The sequence below is a fragment of the Lactiplantibacillus sp. YT640 genome (assembly GCF_049745435.1).
GTDB lineage: Bacteria > Bacillota > Bacilli > Lactobacillales > Lactobacillaceae > Lactiplantibacillus > Lactiplantibacillus plantarum.
In genome coordinates this window covers 187,965-211,384 of record NZ_JBMNVY010000002.1, presented here as the reverse complement: position 1 = coordinate 211,384, position 23,420 = coordinate 187,965, and the positions used below count along the sequence as shown (strand labels likewise).

The 23,420-nt window shown below is 45.3% G+C and carries 13 protein-coding genes and 1 pseudogene; 9 read left to right on the top strand and 5 right to left on the bottom strand.

What is annotated here, in order from left to right:
• The first annotated feature begins 48 nt into the window (after positions 1–48).
• The 4 genes and pseudogenes from ACOV1R_RS02550 to ACOV1R_RS02535 all read left to right on the top strand — a co-directional run bounded on the left by ACOV1R_RS02550 (position 49) and on the right by ACOV1R_RS02535 (position 4,831).
• A pseudogene (locus ACOV1R_RS02550) lies at positions 49–1,710 on the top strand (peptide ABC transporter substrate-binding protein).
• A gap of 205 nt (positions 1,711–1,915) precedes the next feature.
• Complete coding sequence (locus ACOV1R_RS02545) at positions 1,916–3,577, top strand: peptide ABC transporter substrate-binding protein (protein WP_015379674.1); 1,662 nt, start codon at positions 1,916–1,918, stop codon at positions 3,575–3,577.
• Between the two features lie 187 nt (positions 3,578–3,764).
• Positions 3,765–4,607, top strand: a complete 843-nt coding sequence (locus ACOV1R_RS02540; RefSeq protein WP_003641791.1) for a helix-turn-helix transcriptional regulator — start codon at positions 3,765–3,767, stop codon at positions 4,605–4,607.
• Between the two features lie 92 nt (positions 4,608–4,699).
• Positions 4,700–4,831 (top strand): hypothetical protein, encoded by a 132-nt coding sequence (locus ACOV1R_RS02535; RefSeq protein WP_003641790.1) that lies wholly within the window; start codon positions 4,700–4,702, stop codon positions 4,829–4,831.
• A 66-nt stretch (positions 4,832–4,897) separates the two neighbouring features.
• Here ACOV1R_RS02535 and ACOV1R_RS02530 read toward each other — a convergent pair whose 3' ends face one another.
• Entirely contained in the window at positions 4,898–7,813 is a 2,916-nt protein-coding gene (locus ACOV1R_RS02530; protein ID WP_219033496.1) for a SpaA isopeptide-forming pilin-related protein, read from the bottom strand.
• Positions 7,814–8,800: 987 nt separating this feature from the next.
• Between ACOV1R_RS02530 and ACOV1R_RS02525 the strand changes: the two genes are divergently transcribed.
• Positions 8,801–9,703, top strand: a complete 903-nt coding sequence (locus ACOV1R_RS02525) for a LysR family transcriptional regulator (protein WP_021356925.1) — start codon at positions 8,801–8,803, stop codon at positions 9,701–9,703.
• Positions 9,704–9,902: 199 nt separating this feature from the next.
• On the opposite strand, the gene ACOV1R_RS02520 is transcribed toward ACOV1R_RS02525, so the two are convergent.
• Complete coding sequence (locus tag ACOV1R_RS02520) at positions 9,903–11,576, bottom strand: glycoside hydrolase family 13 protein (RefSeq protein ID WP_015379670.1); 1,674 nt, start codon at positions 11,574–11,576, stop codon at positions 9,903–9,905.
• Between the two features lie 545 nt (positions 11,577–12,121).
• Here ACOV1R_RS02520 and nhaC point away from each other — a divergent pair.
• Entirely contained in the window at positions 12,122–13,522 is a 1,401-nt protein-coding gene (gene nhaC, locus ACOV1R_RS02515) for a Na+/H+ antiporter NhaC (RefSeq protein WP_003643687.1), read from the top strand.
• A gap of 220 nt (positions 13,523–13,742) precedes the next feature.
• A complete protein-coding gene (locus ACOV1R_RS02510) occupies positions 13,743–14,657 on the top strand; it encodes an NADP-dependent oxidoreductase (RefSeq protein ID WP_021356924.1) in 915 nt (304 codons plus the stop codon).
• Between the two features lie 156 nt (positions 14,658–14,813).
• Here the strand turns inward: ACOV1R_RS02510 and ACOV1R_RS02505 are convergent, their stop codons facing one another.
• Genes ACOV1R_RS02505 through ACOV1R_RS02495 form a run of 3 tightly spaced genes read right to left on the bottom strand, consistent with a single transcriptional unit; the run spans position 14,814 to position 18,977 of the window.
• The gene (locus tag ACOV1R_RS02505) at positions 14,814–16,490 is read right to left on the bottom strand and encodes a glycoside hydrolase family 13 protein (protein ID WP_003646357.1); all 1,677 of its coding nucleotides are present in this window, start codon (positions 16,488–16,490) and stop codon (positions 14,814–14,816) included.
• A gap of 20 nt (positions 16,491–16,510) precedes the next feature.
• On the bottom strand, positions 16,511–17,491 hold the full coding sequence (locus ACOV1R_RS02500; protein ID WP_003641783.1) for a LacI family DNA-binding transcriptional regulator: 981 nt from the start codon (positions 17,489–17,491) through the stop codon (positions 16,511–16,513).
• Entirely contained in the window at positions 17,472–18,977 is a 1,506-nt protein-coding gene (locus ACOV1R_RS02495) for a sucrose-6-phosphate hydrolase (protein WP_003646356.1), read from the bottom strand. The genes ACOV1R_RS02500 and ACOV1R_RS02495 overlap by 20 nt, the downstream gene beginning before the upstream one ends.
• A 255-nt stretch (positions 18,978–19,232) precedes the next feature.
• On the opposite strand from ACOV1R_RS02495, the gene ACOV1R_RS02490 reads away from it, so the two are divergent.
• On the top strand, positions 19,233–21,188 hold the full coding sequence (locus ACOV1R_RS02490; RefSeq protein WP_003646355.1) for a sucrose-specific PTS transporter subunit IIBC: 1,956 nt from the start codon (positions 19,233–19,235) through the stop codon (positions 21,186–21,188).
• 19 nt (positions 21,189–21,207) lie between these two features.
• Complete coding sequence (locus ACOV1R_RS02485) at positions 21,208–23,367, top strand: alpha-galactosidase (RefSeq protein ID WP_015379666.1); 2,160 nt, start codon at positions 21,208–21,210, stop codon at positions 23,365–23,367.
• Positions 23,368–23,420: the final 53 nt, after the last annotated feature.

The following is a 23,420-nucleotide window of genomic DNA, read 5'->3' as shown; positions in this document are numbered from 1 at the left end:
TGTATTCTCATCTACATATCATAATCATTTGAAGCAGGGGGTACATATATGCAATGGAAATTATTTGCCACAGTTGCCACGTTAACGGCAACGACCGGCGTTTTACTCGTCGGCTGTGGTCAGTCCTCATCCAGTTCAAGCAATGCCGGCAACACAACGGCCAAAATGGCCAAGACTCAAGTCCTCAATTGGTCGGAAAACGGCCAGGATTTGACCACCCTTGACCCGTCCTTAGCCACTGATGTTATCAGTGGGACGATGATCAGTAATTAGCAAGAAGGTTTGTATCGATTAGGTAAAAACAGTAAGGTCACACCAGGTATTGCCACTAAAACGACCGTGTCCAAAGATAAAAAGACTTATACTTTTACCCTGCGTAAGAATGCCAAATGGAGTAATGGCGATCAAGTGACCGCACAAGACTTTGTGTATGGCTGGCGTCGTACAGTTAATCCGAAGACGGCTTCCCAATACGCCTACTTATATTCCGGTATCAAAAATGCTGACAAAATCGTCAGCGGCAAGGCCAAGACTAGTACCTTGGGCATCAAGGCCGATGGTAAGTATAAGCTGACCGTCAAACTTGAAAAGCCCATGCAGTATTTCAAATTATTGATGGGTTTCGTGGTCTTCTTCCCGCAAAACCAGCACGCGGTGGAAAAATACGGAAAGGACTACGGGACCAGTTCCAGCAAGATGGTTTACAACGGGCCATTCAAGATGACTGGTTGGAAAGGGACCAACTCGACCTGGACACTTAAGCGCAATCCTAATTACTGGGATAAAAAACACGTTTACTTAACTAAGATCAAAGACCAAGTCGTGAAGTTGACGACGACAGCCTTTAACCTCTTCCAGAGTAATAAGCTCGACATGGCAACGTTATCTGGACAACAAGTCAAGAACGAAAAGAATAATAACAAACTGGTCATCCGTAAGTCTTCACGTCTAAATTACTTGGAATTCAATCAAAAGAAGGTGAAGTTACTCGCCAATAAGAAGATTCGTCAAGCAATGTCACTGACTTTGAATCGTAAGCAGTTGGTCAACGATGTCCTCGGCGATGGTTCCGTCACTCCAAAGGGCTTTGTTACGACCGGACTTGCTACTGATCCAACGACTGGTAAGGACTTCGCCACCGAAAATACGGTTAAATCAGCTGTTACTCAGGACACCACCAAAGCTAAAAAGCTCTGGAAACAAGGACTAAAAGAAACCGGCAAGAAGTCGGTTACCTTAACGTTAACTCATGACGATACAGATCAGATGAAGGCCCTCGCTGAATACGTTCAGGGACAATTAGAAAAGGAATTACCGGGACTTAAAGTGCAAAGTGTCACCGTTCCTTATAAGACAAGAATTTCCCGAGAAATTGCGGGTAATTTCCAGCTGGTTATCTCCGCATGGCAAGCTGACTTTGCTGATCCAGTTTCAGACCTCGGTATCATGACATCAACTAACGATTACAACTTTGGTAAGTGGACCAACAAGACTTTCGATAGTGCTATCAACACAGCAAATAGTACAACCAGTACAACGAAGCGTTGGCAAGCTCTCGCAACCGCTGAAAAGACGATGGCGACGGATCAAGGGGTCGCACCGCTCTCACAAAACGTCATCGCACAAATGGTCAACCCTAAGCTGAAAGGCCTAGTCTACAACACGGCGGGCATTAACTATAACTTCAAGAGTGCCTATATGGCCAAATAAGGTGACCTAACTAGCATCGCCTCACGTCAAACTACCCTTAAATCGCACAATAAAAGGTATCGTAGCAACAAACTACGGTACTTTTTTTGTGTTTCTTGACACATTTTGCGGCTGTTAATTACTTTAATTATTAGAATCAAAGCATTGATTTTAATCTTTCTTTAATGTATTCTCGTGACCATTCAAGTTGGGGGGAAGTTTTACTATGAAATGGAAAGTAATGTTGACAACTGCTACTGCGGCCGCATCGACCGGCCTTTTGTTAGCTGCCTGTAGTCAAGGTCAGTCCAAGTCAGATAATGCGGGGAACTTACGCGCGGGAATGGCACAAAAGCAAGTCTTGAACTGGTCAGAAAATGGCTCCGAACTAACGACTTTGGATACTTCGCTAGTCACCGATTCGATCAGTGCCAATATGATCAATAACACGATGGAGGGCCTCTACCGTATTGGCAATAATAATAAAATCACACCGGGCATTGCGACCCATACTGTCATTTCCAAAGATAAAAAAACTTATACGTTCACATTGCGCAAAGACGCCAAGTGGAGCAACGGCGATCCCGTAACCGCTCAAGATTTCGTTTATAGTTGGCGGCGAACCATCGATCCCAAGACCGCTTCGCAATATGCTTATCTTTATTCTGGTATCAAGAATGCCGACCAAATCACCAATGGTAAAGCTAAAGCCAATAGTTTAGGAATTAAAGCTGACGGTAAATACAAGCTAACCGTGACACTTGATAAACCCATGGCTTATTTTAAACTCCTAATGGGCTTTGCCATCTTCTTCCCGCAGAACCAACACGCCGTACAGAAATACGGCAAGGACTATGGGACAACGGCCACCAAGATGGTCTACGATGGGCCGTTTACCATGAAGGGCTGGAAAGGCACTAATACGACATGGTCCCTGAACCGCAATCCTAAATATTGGGATAAAAAACACGTTTACTTAGAAAAGATCAATGACCAAGTCGTTAAGTCAACCACGACCGGATTCAACTTATTCCAGAGCAACAAACTCGACATGGCCACCCTGAGCGGCGAACAAGTCAAAAACGAAAAGAATAATCCCAAGTTAGTGCTCCGTAAGACATCCCGTCTGAACTACCTCGAGTTTAATCAGAAAAAGGTGCCCGCGCTAGCTAATGCCAAGCTCCGGCAAGCGATGTCCTTAACTATTGACCGGCACCAACTTGTCACGGACGTACTAGCGGATGGCTCAGCAGTTCCAAAGGGCTTTGTCACCACCGGGCTCGCAACCGATCCAACGACTGGTGAAGATTTCGCTACTGAAAATGCAGTTAGTGCGGCGACAACTCAAGACACCGCTAAGGCCAAGAAACTGTGGGCAGAAGGATTAAAAGAAACCGGCAAAAAGTCATTAACCTTAACGCTTACGCACGATAATATTGACCAAACCAAAGAGACGGCCGAATATGTTCAGGGACAGCTAGAAAAGGAACTACCCGGTTTGAAGATTACCGATATTACCTTGCCATTCAAAAACCGACTTGCACGTGAAATATCGGGTGATTTCCAACTCGCTATTTCTGGCTGGCAAGCTGACTTCGCCGACCCCATCTCTGACCTAGGCATTCTCACTTCCACGAATGATTACAACTTTGGTAAGTGGAAAAATGCTGATTATGACGCTGCTGTCAAGCAGGCCGAGCAAGCAACTGATCCGACAGTACGCTGGACTGCTCTAGGCAAAGCTGAAAAAATTATTGGGACGGATGAAGGCGTTGCACCATTAACTCAAACAACGCTGGCACAGATGGTCAACCCTAAGTTAAAGGGCCTGATTTATAACACTTCTGGTACCAACTATAACTTCAAAGACGCCTATATGGCAAAATAAACCATCAGATAACTCACAGACGCTCACTAGCAAAGACTAGCGAGCGTTTTTTATATAGTCAAGATATATTTTTAGAATATGCAAGATTATGTTTAAATATTGACAAAATTATATAAAAAGTTTTTAATTAGGGTAAATGAAAGCTGTTTCAATTATGACTTAAATATGTAAAGGAAGCGTTGATGGTATGAACATTGAGCTTTTCATCGCCCGCCGCAAAGCCCTAGGACTTTCACAAAAAGCCCTAGCAGATGGTATTTGTACTCAGGCGACACTAAGTAAGTTCGAGAACAATGGCAAAGCACCTGCCATACGAATCGTTGCCCAACTTTGTCAGCGACTCAACCTACAATTGGAAGATGTCTTTCCAACCGAACGCGTCGCTGATGCCGCTGTTTTGAAGATTTTGGAACAGGTCGAGTTCGACCTCATTACAACTGAATATCAAGATGCCGAAGTACAACTTGAAAAGGCTGCGGATATGCCGCGACATGACCGCGAAACCAAATTACAATATTGTTATCTAAAAGGCTATGTTGCTGCCCTTAACCACCACCCGATCAGTGATGTCATCTTTAATTTTGACCAAATCATCACCGATTTGGACGAGGCTCACATCACAATCTATACACAGCTGGCCTACTGTGGTATCGGGATTGCTTATCAGCAGAACCAGGATAACGATAAAGCCCAGTACTATTTTGAAAAAGTACGCCACGCCCTACCGAACCTACCGCTAGAAACGACCGCTAGTGTTTGGCGCGTGATTAACTTAGCTTATTACACGGGGGCTTTTTACGCTAACATTAATGATACACCGCGGAGTTTGCAGTTATTAAACTACGGGATTGAGATTTGTGCGCGATTCCACGTTACCTATTACGCAGCGCGGATCAAATTCTTACAGGCTCAATTATCCGATGAACCGGATCAAATTCATGAATATTTAAATGATGCGGCCGCCCTTGCCAGAATGAACAATAACCGGCAATTACTTAAGAATATTTCAAGTTATTCAGATTCTCACTAATTTACGGTTAAATAATTGATTTTTGTTAATAAGTCGCCTAAACTGCAAGTATTAAAAGACGAGTTTTTACAACTATTGAGGAGGTCTTGCCCATGTTATTAGCAGGTTTATTGGCCGCAGCCGGACTAGCTGCCGTTGCCGGCGTCGTGGCTGGCGCCCGTGTTCCCGCTGCCCAACCAGTCAGAATTAAGCATGACCAACGCACATCTCAAAATCGTCGATAATGTGGCGACACTTATCTATGATATAAATAAAGGCTACTGGAAGCGAAATTCCAGTAGCCTTTTTGTTTAATTAAATCGCCGTTGACGACTAACAACTGTTAGCCCTAGCAAGAACCAGCCCAAAATCATTAGCCAATCCATTGATTGTTCACTAGTCTGTGGCAATTGTTGCGCCGACTTGCGATTAGTTGCTTTTGTAACTTTAACAACTGGTTTAGAAGTTGCTACTAATTTTATTGGCTGTCCTAACAATTTCGTTGGCCGAGTCGTGGTTACTAAATTAGTTTGCTTGACTAACTTAGCTGTCTCAGTCTTCGTTGTGACAACCTGATCTGAATCACTATCCTCGTCAGCGTGTCCTGGTAGCACCGGTTCACTCGGTTCACTCGGCTCACTTGGTTCACTCGGTTCACTTGGTTCGCCCGGTTCGCTTGGTTCACTCGGTTCGCTTGGTTCACTCGGTTTGCTTGGTTCACTCGGCTCACTTGGTTCACTCGGTTCACTCGGTTCACTCGGTTCACTCGGTTCACTCGGTTCACTCGGTTCACTCGGTTCACTCGGTTCACTCGGTTCGCTTGGTTCGCTCGGTTCACTTGGTTCGACCTCATCGGCAAAAACTAATTGGCCTTGATAAGCGCTTTGCTCATTCAACACAAGCACTTGCGCCTGTGTATTGATCAAGTAACCGTCCGGTGCTTGAATTTCGCTAACCGTATAAGCACCTTGCGTTAGACCTGTAAGCTGTGCTTGACCAGTCGCATCCGTTGTCAACTGAGCAACCAGCGTTCCGGCAGCATTTTTCACGGCAAAAACCGCCCCGGCCAAGCGATTGGCGCCACTCGAATCCGTCTTAACCACCGTCAATTTCCCGGTTTGATACGTATTCGTTAATGTCACCGTCTCACCACTAGTTGTTTGACTACTGATATAGCCAGCAATGGCCGTTTCAATCACCGTATAAGTGTACGCATTGCCATAAACATCCGTCACATCCAAATCACTGAAAGTGCCCGTATAGCCATTTGCTGACGTTAATTGCAAGGTCTGATAAGCTTGACCATTGCGTTGCAACGTCACTTCAACGGTCGGCGTTTGCACTCCAGCTGGCACGTCAGCCCAAACTTTGTTAACAGTCAGCGCCGTCTTAGCCATTCGTTTGTCAACCACACTACCTGTGACCACGTTAGCCGTTGCTTGCACTGCGGATACCGTGAAGACGTGCTTGGCCGTGTCGATCTGGTAGCCACTCGGAGCCGCCGTCTCAACTAGCATGTACGTCCCAGCCGACAAGTTACCGATGCGTAACTGTCCAACTGAATCAGTCACCAAATCGGTCCGAAGTACCGTACCCGTACTATCCTCTAACTGATAAGTGGCACCAGCAACTGACTGGCCGTCACCATCAGTTTTATTAATGACCAAACTGTAACTCTGAATGTCATCACTAGCAGTTCCGGAACCACCAAATCTAACGGCCACGTTCGATTGTTCACTTTTTGGTTCGCCTGTCGAACTGCCCTCATTTGGATCAGTCGCATCTCCAATGACAGGTGCATACGTTACACCCGCATTATTGGTGTACGTATGTCCTACTGTCAGACCAACTTCATAAAATATATTGACCGCTACATCTAATTGGTCAATATTAATTGTCATCTGCTGACCCACAACCGTCACGGTTACTTGTGGTGTTGATACCCCATCAGCGTAGGTAAACTGCTGCGTTGCAAAATCATAAGTGCCCAGTGCCGCGTCTTTAACAAAGGCACCGTCAGTATAATGACCAGTTTCCATCGTCATGGTACCTTCGTGCGTTTGATAAAGGCCTAGCTGATCAACAATCGCAACTTGCTGCCACTTTTCACTATTAATGTTTGCGACAACTTGCCAGATCATTTTGGTGGGATTACCATCAGCATCTAAACTATTACTATCGGCCCAGCCAACCTTATTAATCCCAGTCGTACTACTGCCAGTGGTTGCGCTAGTCCCAGTAACATAAAACGTTAAGTCTCCTTGACGATTATAACGATCACTAGTCGCATAATAATCATTAAAAGTTAGTGTTCCGGTTTGACTACCGGTCTCGGCCGTAAAAGTCCCGACGACCGTTCCATCTGATTTTTGGACATCAATATGCTGCGTACCATTGGTAAAGACAACATTCTCTGGTAAGGTCACCGTTGCTGTACTGCCAGCAGTTACGCTAACATCATCGGCTATTGACCAATGATACTTCGCGATATAGTTCGCATACAGACTCAATACATCCGTAGCGCTATACGTAACACCATCATCGTCAGTCACCGTTGCGTCAGTAGCATCGAGCCCCTGAACCGCAACCGTTGCCCGTTGTGCTAAACTGCGAAGACTGGCCCGGCTCATTCTGGACAGTGTCGCGACAGACGCAGTTGCTTGATCCGTCGTAGTTGCCGTTCTCGCCGAGTCTTTTTGACTGGTAACGACACCACTGTACATATTAGTCGTTTGTTGCTGATTCTGGGTCGTTGCTTGCTCGTTGTTCGCCTTCGCACTAGCCGCTCGTTGATCCGCTTTGGCATTAGCCGTCGCCCGGGACGTCGCTGTCGTATCAGTACTGTCCGTTGTTGCTTGAGCGGCTGTCACACCTGAAGTCGTTTGGCTAGTAGCCGTTGTGCTAGATGATTGGGTTGATGACTCAGACGCGGTGACCGCTTTGCTAGTCGCCGTTTCGGTCGCAGCACCAGTTGCCGATGCTTTCGTGCTACTGCTACTGCTACTGCTACTGCTACTGCTACTGCTACTGCTACTGCTACTGCTACTGCTACTGCTCGTAGTTTGTCGCAACACCACTTGATTAGCAAGTGTACTCGAGCCAGAAGTCTGCGTCGTTTCAGTGGCAGTGGTAGCCGTGTCCGCCGCACTCACTGTTTGATTTGTCACAATCAATGTCAACATGGCGGCCGTTCCCATTATCCAAGTTTTGAAATCGATTAATCGCATGATATCCCCCCCTTTCTTATATAAGTTAAAGCTTTTAAACCGATTACACGCCTTAATTATAAACCACATTCCGCAAATTTGAAGACACTTTTTGTCAAAATTCGTCGCTCACAGATAGCAGTTACATACCAGCAATATTTGTTCAAAAGGCTCATTACGTCTATATAATTTTTATTTATGTACACTTAATTAATTTACCGATATATCAACATTTTAAAGACATTAATCATAATTAGTATTATAATATTTTATACAAAAGTTGTATGCCATCAATTTTGACGAGTTCGTGACAGTTGTTAGCTAATTAAAATAATTTATGCTGATTAATATAGATTTAACTAATTGCAATCAGTAAAAATGATGTCATTCGTTTCATTTATAATTTAAACCCATTAACTGCTTTAGTTGCTTGTCAACTAATTACGTCGAAAAACGGGGCAGACTGGCGCTACCGATGGCACGTAGACCAATTATTGATTTATCGAGCGATATATAACAGCACCTTAACTGATAAGTATTTTTTATAGCTTTATTACTAATAGTTTGCCATTAACTTGTATGCTTCTTAATCTGCATAATGTTTACTTATCGCTTTAACACTTTAACCTTTATTTCTAACGACTCCCACTTAAGCAATGCAACTTTTTTTCCGGTGATTAATCAGACTAACCGACACGTCATGATAATCAAAACGATGCGGCAGCCCTTTAACTGATAAAATTATATAATGACTCAAAACTTAATTTACCAGCAACACTACATCTGTACCAATCAGCACTAACATTCTTATTAATAATCATTATAGTTTAAGTGCGTTAACTATTTTGTAAATTAATTTTCACTAATTATCCTGACACTATTCGTTATAACAATGGTATGATTAACATGACGTATAATAACCAGCTTTAATCAATCAGTCGGAGCCTGCTTACCTGCGACTATTAATTGCGCAACCAACATTAATATTTTATGGAGGCTACATTTTTCATGAACATTAAAGACTTGTATTACTTCCAACGCTTAATCAGCACTCAGAGTTATACGCAAACGGCTGCTGATTTTCACGTTAGCCAACCCACAATCTCCCAAGCAATTAAACGACTAGAACGTCATTTCCAAGTGACACTGTTCTTTCGCCAAGCAAAGACCAAGGCGCTGGTGTTAACACCTAGTGGCCAGCAACTATTGCTCGCAGCCAACGACATTATCAACAACTGGCAGCATGTCAATGAATCAATCAGTCATTTGCGTCAACATACACTGCGGTTTGGTATCGAACCATCCGTCAGTGAACATTATTTACCGGCATTAACAAAACCAATCATCGAGCAAGATTTGCTTAGTAGCGTCCACACTGTTGAAATGGGGGCTAATCAACTTGTCAAACAGGTTTTAGCCGGCCAACTCGACTTAGCCATCAGTGGTAACTTGGATCAAACATTGGATGAACGGCTTGCAGTAACGCCATTACGGCCCTTTAAATTTCGCATTCTCGCTAATGCTGCACACCCCTTAGCAAAGGCTGAGCATCCGACTTTTGCAGAAGCGCTAAAATCGCCTTTTGTACTGCTTAATGCAACTTACTTAAATAAACTAGTCTTCCGGCAACTTGCTGAACAACTTTCGATTGAACCCCAAGTTCTCTTCGAATCTGATAGCAGCACCTTGATCAAGGGATTAGTTAAAGAGAACCTGGCACTAGGCTTCATTTCCGACATCACGACCCCCAACGATGGTCTCGTTGAGATTCCGTTCGACGACGTTCAGGTTCCTAGCGTGCATATCAACTTGATTCGTCGGGCCCACCAATTTCCAATTGGCTTAGTCAAACAGGTTATCGACATTATTGAAAAAACATTTGCGGCTGACAATGCCGAACAAAAATCTTAACCACAAACTTGATCATAATCACACATGCGCTCCAATAAAAATACCCAACTTATCTAGAATGATAGGTTGGGCGTTCTTATTGGGGCGCATTTTTGGTTAAGTCATCACGATTAAATTTACACGACCAACTCGTGCTCGTAATCACACAACCGCCGTTAAAAATCACATTCACGACTCCAGCAGCGAAGCTAATTGTGACCTAAAACTGGTAAACTTTTGCTTCGTACGCTCGTAATACGTCTTGATGATCTTCATCGTAGTTACTGATCAACAGATGCGCATCAGCGGGTAATTCTGCAAAGTGTCGCGTCTGGGTTGCCGCAGTAAAGTTACAAATTACTAGCAGGTGCTGCGACCCCATATGCCGCATATAGGCATAAACGGCCGCATCATCAGGTGATAATAGGTGATAAGTTCCCGTCGTTATGACTGGTAAATGGTGCCGGAGCTTAATCAACCGCTGATAATAGCTCAGAACTGAACCGGGCGTTCGTTGCGCGAGTTGCGCGTTGATCCGCGGATAATTGGTATTAACCGCTAGCCACGGTGTTGCCGTTGAAAACCCAGCATTCTGACTATCATCCCACTGCATCGGTGTACGCGCATTATCCCGCGACATATGGGCGAGATAACCTAACATCTGTTCAGGTTGAACGACCTGTTCGTCATCAACAAAGTGATGATACGCATTCAGTGATTCCAAGTCTTGATAGTCGGTTAACTTGGTAAAATGGGCATTCGTCATGCCTAGCTCCTCACCTTCGTAGATGTAGGGTGTCCCTTGAAGAAAGTGCAATAGGGTCGCTAGCATTTTGGCTGAACGTTCCCGATAAGCTGGCCGTTCATCCCCGAATCGTGACACAATTCGCGGTTGGTCATGATTATTCCAATAGAGACTATTCCAGGCTGTCCCTTGTAAGCCCATTTGCCACTTAGACAAGCTCTGCTTTAGGTCAACCAGTCGGACGGGCTGGTCATTCCACTTACCTAGCGCCGGATCTGGATTACCATCCAGGCCCATGTGTTCAAATTCAAACACCATGTTTAATTCCTGACCTTGGCTGCTTGCCAGTTGCTTAGCATCAGCAACCGTAGCCCCAGGCGTTTCGCCGACCGTCATCAGTTGATGGCCTGCAAACACTTGCTGATTCATTTCTTGTAAGTATTCATGGAGATGCGGACCATTGGCAATAATTCCGCCGATTGCCGCGTATGGTTCCCCAGCTTCTGGCTGCCCATCTGCAAAGCTATCAGGCTTGGAAATCAAGTTAATGACATCCAAGCGGAAACCGTCCACGCCCTTATTGACCCAGAAATTCATCATGTCATAGACTGCTTGCCGTAGTTGCGGATTATCCCAGTTCAAATCTGGCTGTTCAACCGCAAATGAATGTAAGTAATACTGATCACGGCTGGCAACATATTTCCAAGCAGAGCCACCGAAAAAGCCACCCCAGTTGTTTGGTTCATGCCCATCAACAGGATCACGCCAAATATAATAGTCCGCGTACGGATTATCCTTACTTTGCGCACTCGTCGTAAACCACTTATTTTGATCAGATGAATGGTTGACAACAATGTCCATCATGATTTTTAACCCTTTCGCATGGGCCGTTGTTAATAATTGATCAAAATCAGCCATCGTCCCGAATTCTGGATTAATATCGTAATAATCACTAATATCATAGCCATTATCGACACCGGGTGAACGGTAAATTGGGTTGAGCCAAATCACATCCGCGCCGAGCTGTTTAATATAATCTAACCGTTGTGTAATTCCTGGCAAATCACCGATTCCATCACCATTTGAATCCTGAAACGACCGTGGATAAACCTGATAAACAACCGCTGATTGCCACCATTGATTAGCCATATATGATTATCCCCCTAAAAAAGTTTGCTTTAAAAAACTTGTCACGGTCAACCATAAAAGGCACCGCTTACAACACTAACCATTCTACCATTGTCGGTCATTTGAGCGTACCCACTTATCGCTATTTATTTGTTAGCCTAACACGTTTCTAGCCATATCTTAGTTGACGAATCAAAAACGCCATGCTATTATCGCTTATATTCAAATAACGAACGATAATCTTACTTTCAAGTAGCGAATTAACTGTGCGTCAGGAAGTCGGTGGGTGCTGCGAACCGATCAGGTTAATCTCGATGAAATACGGTAGGAGAGGTCCGGGTACGCCCGGCGGATAACAACTAGAGCCGTTAACTGCTAGTGAGTGGAGTCATATTGTGGCTCAAGCTGGGTGGTACCACGGTCTAATCAATCGTCCCTGTTGCATTATTATGCAACAGGGACGATTTTTTATATTCACCCACTATTATCGGCGTACAACCGCTGTTGAAGCAGTCCGTGTCGGGCTATTCACTGCTGGTTTAACGACCTCAAAGGAGTTAATTATTATGCCTAATTCAAAGAAATGGCGTTCAGTTCAGTTACCAGAAGCCCTACTCGTTTTACTCATTATGCTTGCAATTATGGGACTTGGCGTTATTAAGTTCGGCCTGTCACCACAGACCCCCGTTATTCTCGTTATCGCCCTCATCATTTTATGGGCCCGAATTCGCGGTGCCCACTGGGATGACATTCACGGTGGCATCATCGATGGTATTAAAACTGGGATTATCCCAATTTTTATTTTTCTACTCATCGGGGCACTCATCAGCGTTTGGATTGCAGCTGGCATCATTCCTTCAATGATGGTCTTTGGGTTTCATCTGATCTCTGCGCAGTGGTTCGTTCCATCCGTTTTTCTCGTTTGTGCAATTATTGGAACTTCCATCGGGAGTGCCTTCACGATTATCTCAACGATTGGGATTGCCCTCTTTGGAATCGGGACAACGATGGGCATCAACCCAGCTTTGATTGCCGGAGCTATCATCTCAGGAGCCATTTTTGGAGATAAGACTTCACCGTTGTCAGATTCGACCAACCTGGCCGCAGCCATTGCCGAAGCAGATTTATTCGACCACATTCGTAATCTGATGTGGTCTACGATTCCTGCTTTTGTCGTATCACTAGTACTCTACGCCGTTTTAGGTGCCGGAGCCGCAACACAAAGCCATTTGGGCAAGATTCAAACGACGTTGACCGTCCTCAATAATAACTTTACCATCAGCTGGTGGGCGGCCTTGCCACTCGTCGTCATGTTTGCCTGTGCCCTACTTAAAATTCCAGCCATTGCAACCTTGTTGATGAATATCGGTCTTGCCATCGTCATGATTTTTATCGAGCAACCTCATATTGCCTTAACTAAGATCGCCACGATGATCGAAACCGGCTTTGTAGCCAAAACTGGCAACGCCGGGGTGGACGCCTTACTCTCACGTGGCGGTATCAGTGCCATGATGAGCACGGTCTCCTTAATCCTATTAACCCTGTCGTTAGGCGGTTTACTAATGAAATTCAACCTCATTCAGACAGCAATGGTGCCGCTAACTAAGCGATTGAAAGGTGCCGGGGCAACTGTTACGGCTGCGATTTTAGCGGGAATCGGTGTCAACATCTTTGTCGGTGAACAGTACCTTTCCGTTATCTTGCCTGGTAAAGCGTTCAAAACGACCTTCAATCAGCGAGGATTGGCTAACTTAGCCCTCAGTCGAGTCCTTGAAGACGGTGGAACTGTCATCAATTACCTGATTCCGTGGGGCGTTGCCGGGGCCTTTGCCGCTAACACGCTCGGGGTATCAACCTTAGCTTACCTGCCATTTTGTTTCTTCAGCTTACTATCACCGGTATTCTCAATTATCAGTGGTTTCACTGGCTGGGGCCTGAAGCATCAGCCAGCCAACGAAGCCGGTTAATTTAAAACTAGGTTGTTTAATTTAATCGGTGACCGAACCAATCCCGGAATATAATTGTTACTGCTTGTGATTCGCCCCCACTGCTGGCTACAATTAGACAAGAGCATGTTTTGGATCAATCTAACAATTCGTCAATTGATACTGCATGATTTATTTACTAATAAGTCACATCCCGGCACCACGTCAACTAACGAACTTAGATATGAGGAGGGGGATTACAATGCTTGCATACGGGTATCAAAAATTTGGGGGACCTACCGTATTTGAAGAACTACCACAATCACAGCTGATTCCAACAGATAATCAATTATTAATCAAAACTTTAGCCGTTAACCTAACCGAGGGAGACCGCTTAGAACGGCTAGGTACTATCCAAAGCGTCGCACTACCGCATATTCCTGGGCATGATGTCATTGGGAAAATCATTCAAGTTGGCGCCGCTGTCACTGACTTGGACGTTGGGACAGTGGTGGCTGCCCGCACGAACCATACTTACGCGGACCAGGTTTGTTTAGATAGTGATCTAGCGGTGACCATGCCAACTAATCTTGATCCGGTCACCGCCGTCAGCTTAGTCACTCCAGGGATTGTCGCTTACAAAACGGTGCGCTACTTTGCGGACATCCAGGCCGACCAAACGGTGATTGTCAAAGGCGCTGGCAGCCCAGTCGGCTTGTTAATTATTCAGTTAGCCAAACGATTAGGTGCCCACGTTATCGCGATTGCTAGTGACCGTTATGCTAAATTGATTGCGACACTGGGAGTCGACCAATTCGTCGACTATCAGCATCAAAATCCAGTTCACGTGTTAGCCGACCGCGGTGACGTCGTAATCAATGTCGCTATCGATGGCGTTGGTGGCAAAGATGACTTAGCAATGGCCAAATTTGATGCGACCATCGCTTCATTTGCCCGTCACTTGCCAGCCACCAGTAAATCAATTCGTTTCCAAGCAATCCAACCGACCGAAGTGATTTCTGATCAGGCCGCCTTACAATTGCTATTCAAGTTGCTAGATACTGGTCAATTGACCACGACGATCAATGAACAACTACCGTTTAACCTCACGGGCTTCATTCAAGGTCACCAACGACTAGATGAGCCTCACGTGGGTCAAGTGGTCGTCGCGCGCTAAAAAAACTGCTTTCAAAAGGATAACTTTTGAAAGCAGTTTTTTAGTCAGGTGGTCGCTTATTAAGACCATCGCAGAATTTTGAGCAACCCAATTCACACTAATCGTAACGATTGGGTATATTTCAAAGACCGCCTCAATTAGCCAAGTCCCGGATACCTATGCGAGTCGGTAGACCCAAGCCTCATAAGGCCGTAATTTATTTGGCTGCTGCTCGCCATAATTACTAATCAAGCATTTGGCCGTGGGCGTCAGATATTGATCCAGTGGTCGGGACAGTGTCTCGGCTGTGAAATTGCAACAAACTAGCCAGGTCCGCCCTTCCCATTGCCGTTCATATAAGAATACCTGCGGATCATCGGCCCACAAGAGCTCAAACGAACCTAACGTCACTAAGGGGTATTGATGTCGTAATTGAATCAAGTGCTGGTAATAGTACCACACTGAATCCAGATCAGCCAAAGCTGCGGCAGCATTGATTTGACGATAGTTGGGATTGACCGTGAGCCATGGCGCCGCGTCACTAAAACCCGCGTTAACCTCCGTGTCCCATTGCATCGGCGTTCGCGAGTTGTCCCGAGAACGCGCCGCTAATCGGGCCATCATATCTGCCGGTGATAGTAGTTGGCGCTCAGTCACTAAATCACGATAGGCATTGAGCGATTCAATATCTCGGTAACTGGTTAATTCAGTAAAATGAGCGTCAGTCATCCCCAGTTCTTCACCTTGATAAATATACGGGGTTCCCTGCAAGAGGTGTAAACACGTTGCGAGCATTTCAGCCGAACGTACCCGATATGCTGGTCGGTCATCACCAAAACGTGAGACCGCTCGTGGCGTATCATGATTGTTCCAAAACAGGCTGTTCCAAGCCCGCCCTTCAAGTCCGACTTGCCAGTCACTAATGACTTTCTTTAGCGCCACTAACGGTGTCTTACGCGTACTCCACTTACCAAGACCATGCTGACTATTATCAAGTCGCAGATGTTGAAATTCAAAGACCATATCTAATTCGTGCCGATCAGCGCCCGCATACTTCAGCGCATCCGCTGGTGTCACCCCGTGGGTCTCACCAACCGTCATGATATCAAACTGTGACAACACTTCTTGGTTCATTTCTTGCAAGAATTCATGAACTCGCGGTCCGTTCGTTACTCGAGCATCGCCAAACTGACTGTGCGGTTTCAGTGGACCATTTGGTAACCCGGGTAACTTAGAGATTTGGTTAATGACGTCCATTCGAAAACCGTCAACACCCTTGTTCAGCCACCAGGTCATCATCGTATAAACTGACTCTCGTAAGGTCGGATTCTCCCAGTTTAAATCAGGTTGTTTTGTTGAAAACGTGTGTAAATAATACTGCTGGGTCTGCTCATCATATTGCCATGCTGAACCACCAAAAGCCGCATCCCAATTATTGGGCGCCTTTTTGCCGTTACCTGAGCGCCAAAAGTAGAAATCACGATATTGATTGGTGCGGTCCTGGCGACTGCGTTTGAACCATGGATGCTCATCAGAGGTATGGTTAACAACCAAGTCCATGATGATCTTTAAGCCCCGGTCATGGGCGGCTTGCAATAATTCATCAAAATCAGCCATAGTGCCAAAGTCGGCCGCAATTTGTTGATAATCACTAATATCATAACCATTATCATCGTTGGGTGAACGATAAATGGGATTGAGCCAAATGACGTCGATTCCTAATTGCTTTAAGTAGTCTAGGTGGGCCGTGATCCCCTTTAAGTCACCAATACCATCATGATTGGTATCTTGAAAACTCCGTGGATAGACCTGATAGACAACGGCTTGTTGCCACCACTTGATTGTTGCTGCCATAATTACGATTAACTCCTTAGTTACGCGGTAAGGCCCTTGATGAGCTTAACTGGTAACGTATATTTTGATTCCAGTGTACAATTCGCATCCTCAATCCGCTGCAATAGTAGAGAAACCAGTAACGTGCTAATATCCGCTAACGGTTGTTCTACTGTTGTTAATTCAGAATGATAATCACGTATGAGCGCCGTGCCATCATAACCAACAACGCGTAATTGCTCAGGAACCGTTAATGACAGTTGTCGCGCGACGTTGAGCACTAGTAAAGCGGTCAAATCATCACTACAAAAAATACCATCATACTGATGTTGTGTCATAATCGTCTTAATTTCCATCATCTTCAGCGCGGGGGTCAATTCAAACGGTAATTCGTGGACATGGGGTGTTAGCTGTTGGGCAGTCAAGTAGGCTTCATATCCTTCACGGCGACCATTCGTTGGCGAACCAGCGTGTGACTTACCAGTAAAAATAGCCACGTTAGTCGCCCCCGCCTGATGCAATGTCTGAGTTGCTAGCCAGCCCCCCTGGTAATTATCCGAACTAACGATGGGAATATTGTCGGATAAGTACCGGTCAAATGAAATAATCGGAAGGCCGTATTGTTGATATTCTTCAATACCTAAATTGTGGGCACCAGCAATAATCCCATCGACCTGATTAGCCATCAACATTTGTAAGTAGTCGCGTTCTTTTTGCGGATCATCCGCACTATTACATAAAATCACCTTATAATTTTTAGCAAATAAGATTTTTTCAATCCGGGACACCAGTTCACCAAAGAACGGATTACTAATATCTGAAAAGATGACGCCAATTAAGCGCGTATTCTTTCCTTGCAGTGAGCGTGCCATATTATTCGGCTGATAATGCAGTTCTCGCATCGCCGCGAAAACTTTTTCTTTAGTCTGACTACTCAGGTAGCCATGGTTATTAATAACCCGAGAAACGGTTGTCGCTGAGACCCCCGCTAGCTTCGCAACATCATTTAATTTTGGTTTCATTGTTATCGACTCCAGTATGCTCTGATTGGCGCCATTCCCAGACTTTACCGGTGACTGCCGTAGTGTCACCTTGAACGTTAAGGCGACTCGGGGTAGCGTTTAAGAAGAAACGGCCGGTCATTACGGAATAGCCATTATCAATATAGCATTCAAAGACTGACACATCTATGATTAGCCGGATTTTTATCGTCTTATGGGCCGTTAACTCAACTTGACGAGTCTGACCATAATCTTCAGCAAACGAATTCCCCGTATGCCGCCGATCAATCATAACCTGACCATGGTTGGCATCAACAGTCACCTGCAGCTGGCCACTTTCCTGCTGATCAGCAATGTTAACCGTGACCGTTTTATCAGCGGGAACCGTCAGTAAGAGTTCAAAGCTGCCATTCAAAGCGGCCACCGTCGCCCGTTGTTGCTCAAAGACTAGGTCATGCGCCGTCATCCGCAAATCATCCACCGCTGCCACTGGATTTTGATAGAGGTGCCCATCTTTAAGCGTTAGTTCCTTAACTAAGCTCAAACAATGGGCCCAATTTTCACGATCAGTTGGATAGGCAATTTCAGGTAACCCAATCCAGCTGACGGCTAACGCGCGGCCATCCGGCGCATTGATTGCCTGCGTGGCATACACGTCAAAGCCATCATCTAATTGCGTCAGGGCGTGGGGTTCAGTGAATTGTGCCTGAGCCAGATCCAATTGATCGGCAACTAGGTACATGTTCGGATAAATATTCTGATACGGGGTCGTTGTTTGTGATAACCCTTGGGGACAGAACAATAAGACGGGCTGTTGATCGATCCAGACCAGATTTGGACACTCAATCATATAACCCCGCGCATTTGCGGGAACGTTCAACTCGCCTTGACACGTCCAGGTGGTCAGATCCTTTGAGAAATAAACCAAGATAGCACCGATCTCAGTAGTCGTCTGCGCACCGATCAGCGCGTAGTAGCCGTGGTCAGTCCGGATCAAGTCCGGATCACGAAACGAACTCGTGTACCCAGCCGGAGCATGCGCAATTAGTGGCCGGGACAGCTTTTTAATGTGATTATCCGTGTCCATCCAGGCACCTAATTGATACGATTCACGTTGCCAGTCGGCAGTACGGACATTACCCGTATACATAATAAATAACTGATCATCAATTGGTAGTGCTGTACCCGTGTACGCGCCGTGTGAGTCGTACGGCGTATCTGGTCGAATCGCTAAGCCCTCATCATGCCAATCCACCAAGTTCTTAGAGGTCACGTGTTGCCATGACTTCAGTCCGTGTACCGGACCGAACGGAAAGACTTGGTAGAACAGGTGCCACTGACCATCAAAGTATGAAAAGCCATTGGGGTCATTTAACAAACCTGATGTAGGCTGAATATGATGTTGCATCCGCCACTTAGACTGGCGTGCCTGGGCAACGAGCTGTGGTAGCTTAGTTGCTGGCCACTGTTCATAAGGGGTATAACGGGTTTTACGATTCCATATCATGACGATGAGCTCCTTTTTAACGTTCGACTTAATTGTCACTATTATAAAACCGCTTACACCGATATGTCAATCGTTTGACATTTTTATATTATATTTTCATGTCAGCGTTTCAAATTCGGCTTTTTAACAAGATTATCAAGCAATTCAATTTTGTATCAAACGCTTGACATATTTTCCAAACTTGTTATTATTGGGTCTGTAAAGCGCTTGCATTATTAAATTAAAAATAATTTTAGACTCAGGGAGTGAATTATTATGAATCATCAAGAAGTTGCCGACCGCGTACTTAATGCAATTGGTAAAAACAACATTCAAGCCGCCGCCCACTGTGCGACACGCCTTCGTTTGGTCATCAAGGATGAATCCAAGATTGATCAACAAGCCTTAGATGACGACGCGGACGTTAAGGGGACCTTCGAAACTAACGGCCAATATCAAATCATTATTGGCCCTGGCGATGTCGATAAAGTCTATGACGCCTTAATCGCCAAAACAGGTCTTAAAGAAGCGACCCCCGATGACATCAAGGCAGTTGCCGCTGCGGGTCAAAAGAAAAATCCATTAATGGACTTCCTCAAAGTCTTATCTGATATTTTTATTCCAATCGTCCCTGCACTAGTTGCTGGGGGTCTATTAATGGCACTAAACAACGTTTTGACTGCCGAGCATCTTTTTATGGCGAAGTCAGTTGTTGAAGTTTACCCCGGTCTCAAAGGTATCGCCGAAATGATTAACGCGATGGCTAGTGCCCCGTTCACTTTCTTGCCAATTCTCTTAGGATTTTCAGCAACGAAGCGCTTCGGCGGCAACCCCTATCTGGGTGCTACGATGGGCATGATCATGGTCTTACCATCACTTGTTAACGGCTATAGCGTTGCAACGACCATGGCCGCCGGCAAGATGGTTTACTGGAACGTCTTTGGTTTACACGTTGCACAAGCAGGCTATCAAGGCCAAGTGCTCCCTGTTTTGGCCGTTGCTTATATTTTGGCTACTCTGGAGAAGTTCTTCCACAAACATATCAAGGGTGCATTTGACTTTACGTTCACGCCAATGTTTGCAATTGTCATCACTGGCTTCCTAACTTTCACAATCGTCGGTCCTGTCTTACGAACGGTGAGCGACGCATTAACTAACGGTTTAGTAGGCTTATATAACACGACTGGTTGGATTGGCATGGGCATCTTTGGCCTTCTCTACTCGGCCATTGTCATTACTGGGCTCCACCAAACCTTCCCGGCTATTGAAACCCAGTTATTGGCTAACGTCGCCAAAACGGGAGGTTCTTTTATCTTCCCAGTCGCCTCGATGGCCAACATTGGGCAAGGTGCCGCCACTTTAGCTATTTTCTTTGCCACTAAGAGCCAAAAGCAAAAAGCCCTGACTTCTTCAGCCGGGGTCTCAGCGTTACTCGGAATTACGGAACCTGCTATTTTTGGGGTCAACCTCAAGATGAAATTTCCATTTGTCTTTGCAGCGATTGCCTCAGGAATTGCTTCAGCTTTCTTAGGACTATTCCACGTTCTGTCTGTGGCGATGGGTCCCGCATCAGTCATCGGGTTCATTTCGATTGCTTCAAAGTCGATTCCAGCATTCATGCTCAGTGCTGTCATCTCGTTCGTCGTCGCATTTATTCCAACTTTTATCTATGCCAAACGAACACTCGGTGACGATCGTGATCAAGTAAAATCACCAGCACCAACGAGTACCGTCATCAATGTTAATGATGAGATTATCAGTGCACCAGTAACGGGGACTAGCGAAAGTCTCAAACAAGTTAACGACCAAGTTTTCTCAGCCGAAATCATGGGTAAAGGCGCCGCAATCGTGCCAAGCGCTGATCAGGTCGTCGCACCAGCTGACGGGGTCATCACTGTCACTTATGATAGCCATCATGCTTATGGCATCAAAACAACTGCTGGTGCCGAAATTCTGATTCACTTAGGATTAGATACGGTCAATTTAAATGGTGAACACTTCACTACTAACGTTCAGAAGGGCGATACCGTTCATCAAGGTGATCTACTCGGAACGTTTGACGTCGCTGCCTTAAAAGCCGCTAACTATGATCCAACCGTCATGCTAGTCGTCACAAATACGGCCAATTACGCTAATGTTGAACGACTCAAAGTCACGAATGTCCAAGCTAGTGAACAGCTCGTTGCGCTGACTGAACCGGCAGCTAGCTCAGTTGCTGCTACAACTGTCTAAACTTTATTAGGAGGACGTCATGCCTGTTGAATATGACCCCAAAACCGGCTTAATCAATCTTCATAATGACCAAATTAGCTATGTTATTCAAATTTTAGCCCATCGTTACCCAGTGCATCGATATTTTGGACGTTACTTTTCAAAACAACCGTACTTTGAGCCGATGCCATCCGGTAGCCATGCTTTTGCTAATGACCCAACAGAACGCTTTCCATATTCCGTGACTTCACTGCCACTCGAATATTCCACTATTGGCAGTGGTGACTATCGCCAGCCAGCTTACGTTATTAAGGATGCTAACAATCAATTACTGCCAATTTTAGAATATACCGGTTTTTCTGTGAATGATCAGCCAATCAACTCGCGCCAATTGCCACCCACCGTTAGCAAACACACGCCTGTAACAACCCTAGTCATTCATTTGGCCGATTCAGTGACCAAGTTACAGATGGATCTTAACTACACTATTTTTGAAAATCAGCCGCTTATCTTGCGAAGCACAACTCTGCGCCATCACGGCACTACTAATTTGCAAGTAACAGCCCTATCCAGCGCTCAACTAGATCTACCAACTGACCAATATACTGCGCTGACATTAAGCGGTACCCATGCACATGAAGCTAATCCATCGTTTAACCGTTTACACCCAGGGTTACAAACGGTTCGCAGTCTGCGCGGCACTAGTGGACCACAACACCAACCGTTCATGGCTCTAGCAGAACCTAACACGACAGAATTAGCTGGGACTGTTATTGGTTGTGCACTAGCATGGAGTGGTAACTTCGACAGTACTGTCGAAGTTGACCAATATCAACATAGCCGCCTAACAATCGGTCTTGAACCAGATACATTCGAATGGCAGCTCAAACCAAATAGCAGTTTTCAGACTCCTGAAGCCGTGCTAACTTGGACAAATACTGGTTTTAACGGCATGTCACAAGTATTTCACGACTTTAGCCATCAGCTGATGCCCTCCCAGACTAACATTCCAAGTGTGCTTAACACTTGGGAAACACTGACATTTGCCGTTTCAGAGTCTAAAGTTCAACACTTAATCGAACACGCCCACCAGTTAGGCTTACAAATGCTTGTCTTAGACGACGGCTGGTTTGTCAACCGTAACGGTGAAAATGGGCAATTAGGTGACTGGTATGTTGACCCCATTAAGTTTCCTAATGGTCTGAAACCCCTTGCCCAACAAGCCCATCATCATCGAATGAAATTCGGTCTCTGGGTGGAACCAGAAATGATCACCACTAACAGCCAGCTTTACCAACAACATCCTGACTGGGTATTACAATATGTTGATCGGACACCCATCACAGCTCGCCACCAGCTAGTCTTAGATCTTTCGCAGGCTGCTGTCCGTGACCACTTAGTCACTACTCTGACGAACTTGGTTCAAAATAACCAACTCGATTATTTTAAATGGGATATGAATCGCCATCTTACACAGGTTGGCAGCACACGCTTACCGGCTGCACAACAGGGGGAACTGTATTATCGCTACGTCTGTGGAATCTATGATATTCTCACACGCTTGAAGCGCGCCTGCCCCAAGCTGATTATCGAAAATTGTTCAGCTGGTGGTGGCCGGTTTGATTTTGGTATGCTACCATACACCAATCAGACGTGGATAAGCGATTTGACTGATCCAGTCGACCGAGCAACCATCGAGAACGGATTTAGTTATCTATTTCCACCACGGATATTCAGCAACCATATAACCGCATCACCCAATGCGCAAAATGGCCGAATAACACCATTTGAAACTCGATTACAATTAGCCTGCATCGGGCAACTAGGATTGGAACTTAATCCTAAACAACTTGCTCCTAGTGAACAGCAACTTCTTCGAGGAGCCTTGATTAAATATCAGCAACTGAAATCTACTTTTATCAAGGCCCACTTTTATCGTCTACCGACAACAAGACACGTTGTTGCGTGGTTGTTAGTAACGGCAGATAAAAAGCAGGCAATTTGCTGTTACTTAAATGGGCTTAATTCTGCTGTCAAAACTCAGCACCCATTACCATTACACTATCTCGATGCTGAATTAACTTATAGCGATTCATCAGGTAATAGCTATACGGGGCATCAGTTAAACACGATGGGAATTCCACTTAAACCCACCAACGCTGATTTCACTAGTCAGCTAATTTATTTACGTCAAAGTTAATGTAATCGTTAACAAAATTTCTGATTAAGAGTATACTATTAATAAATAGGACT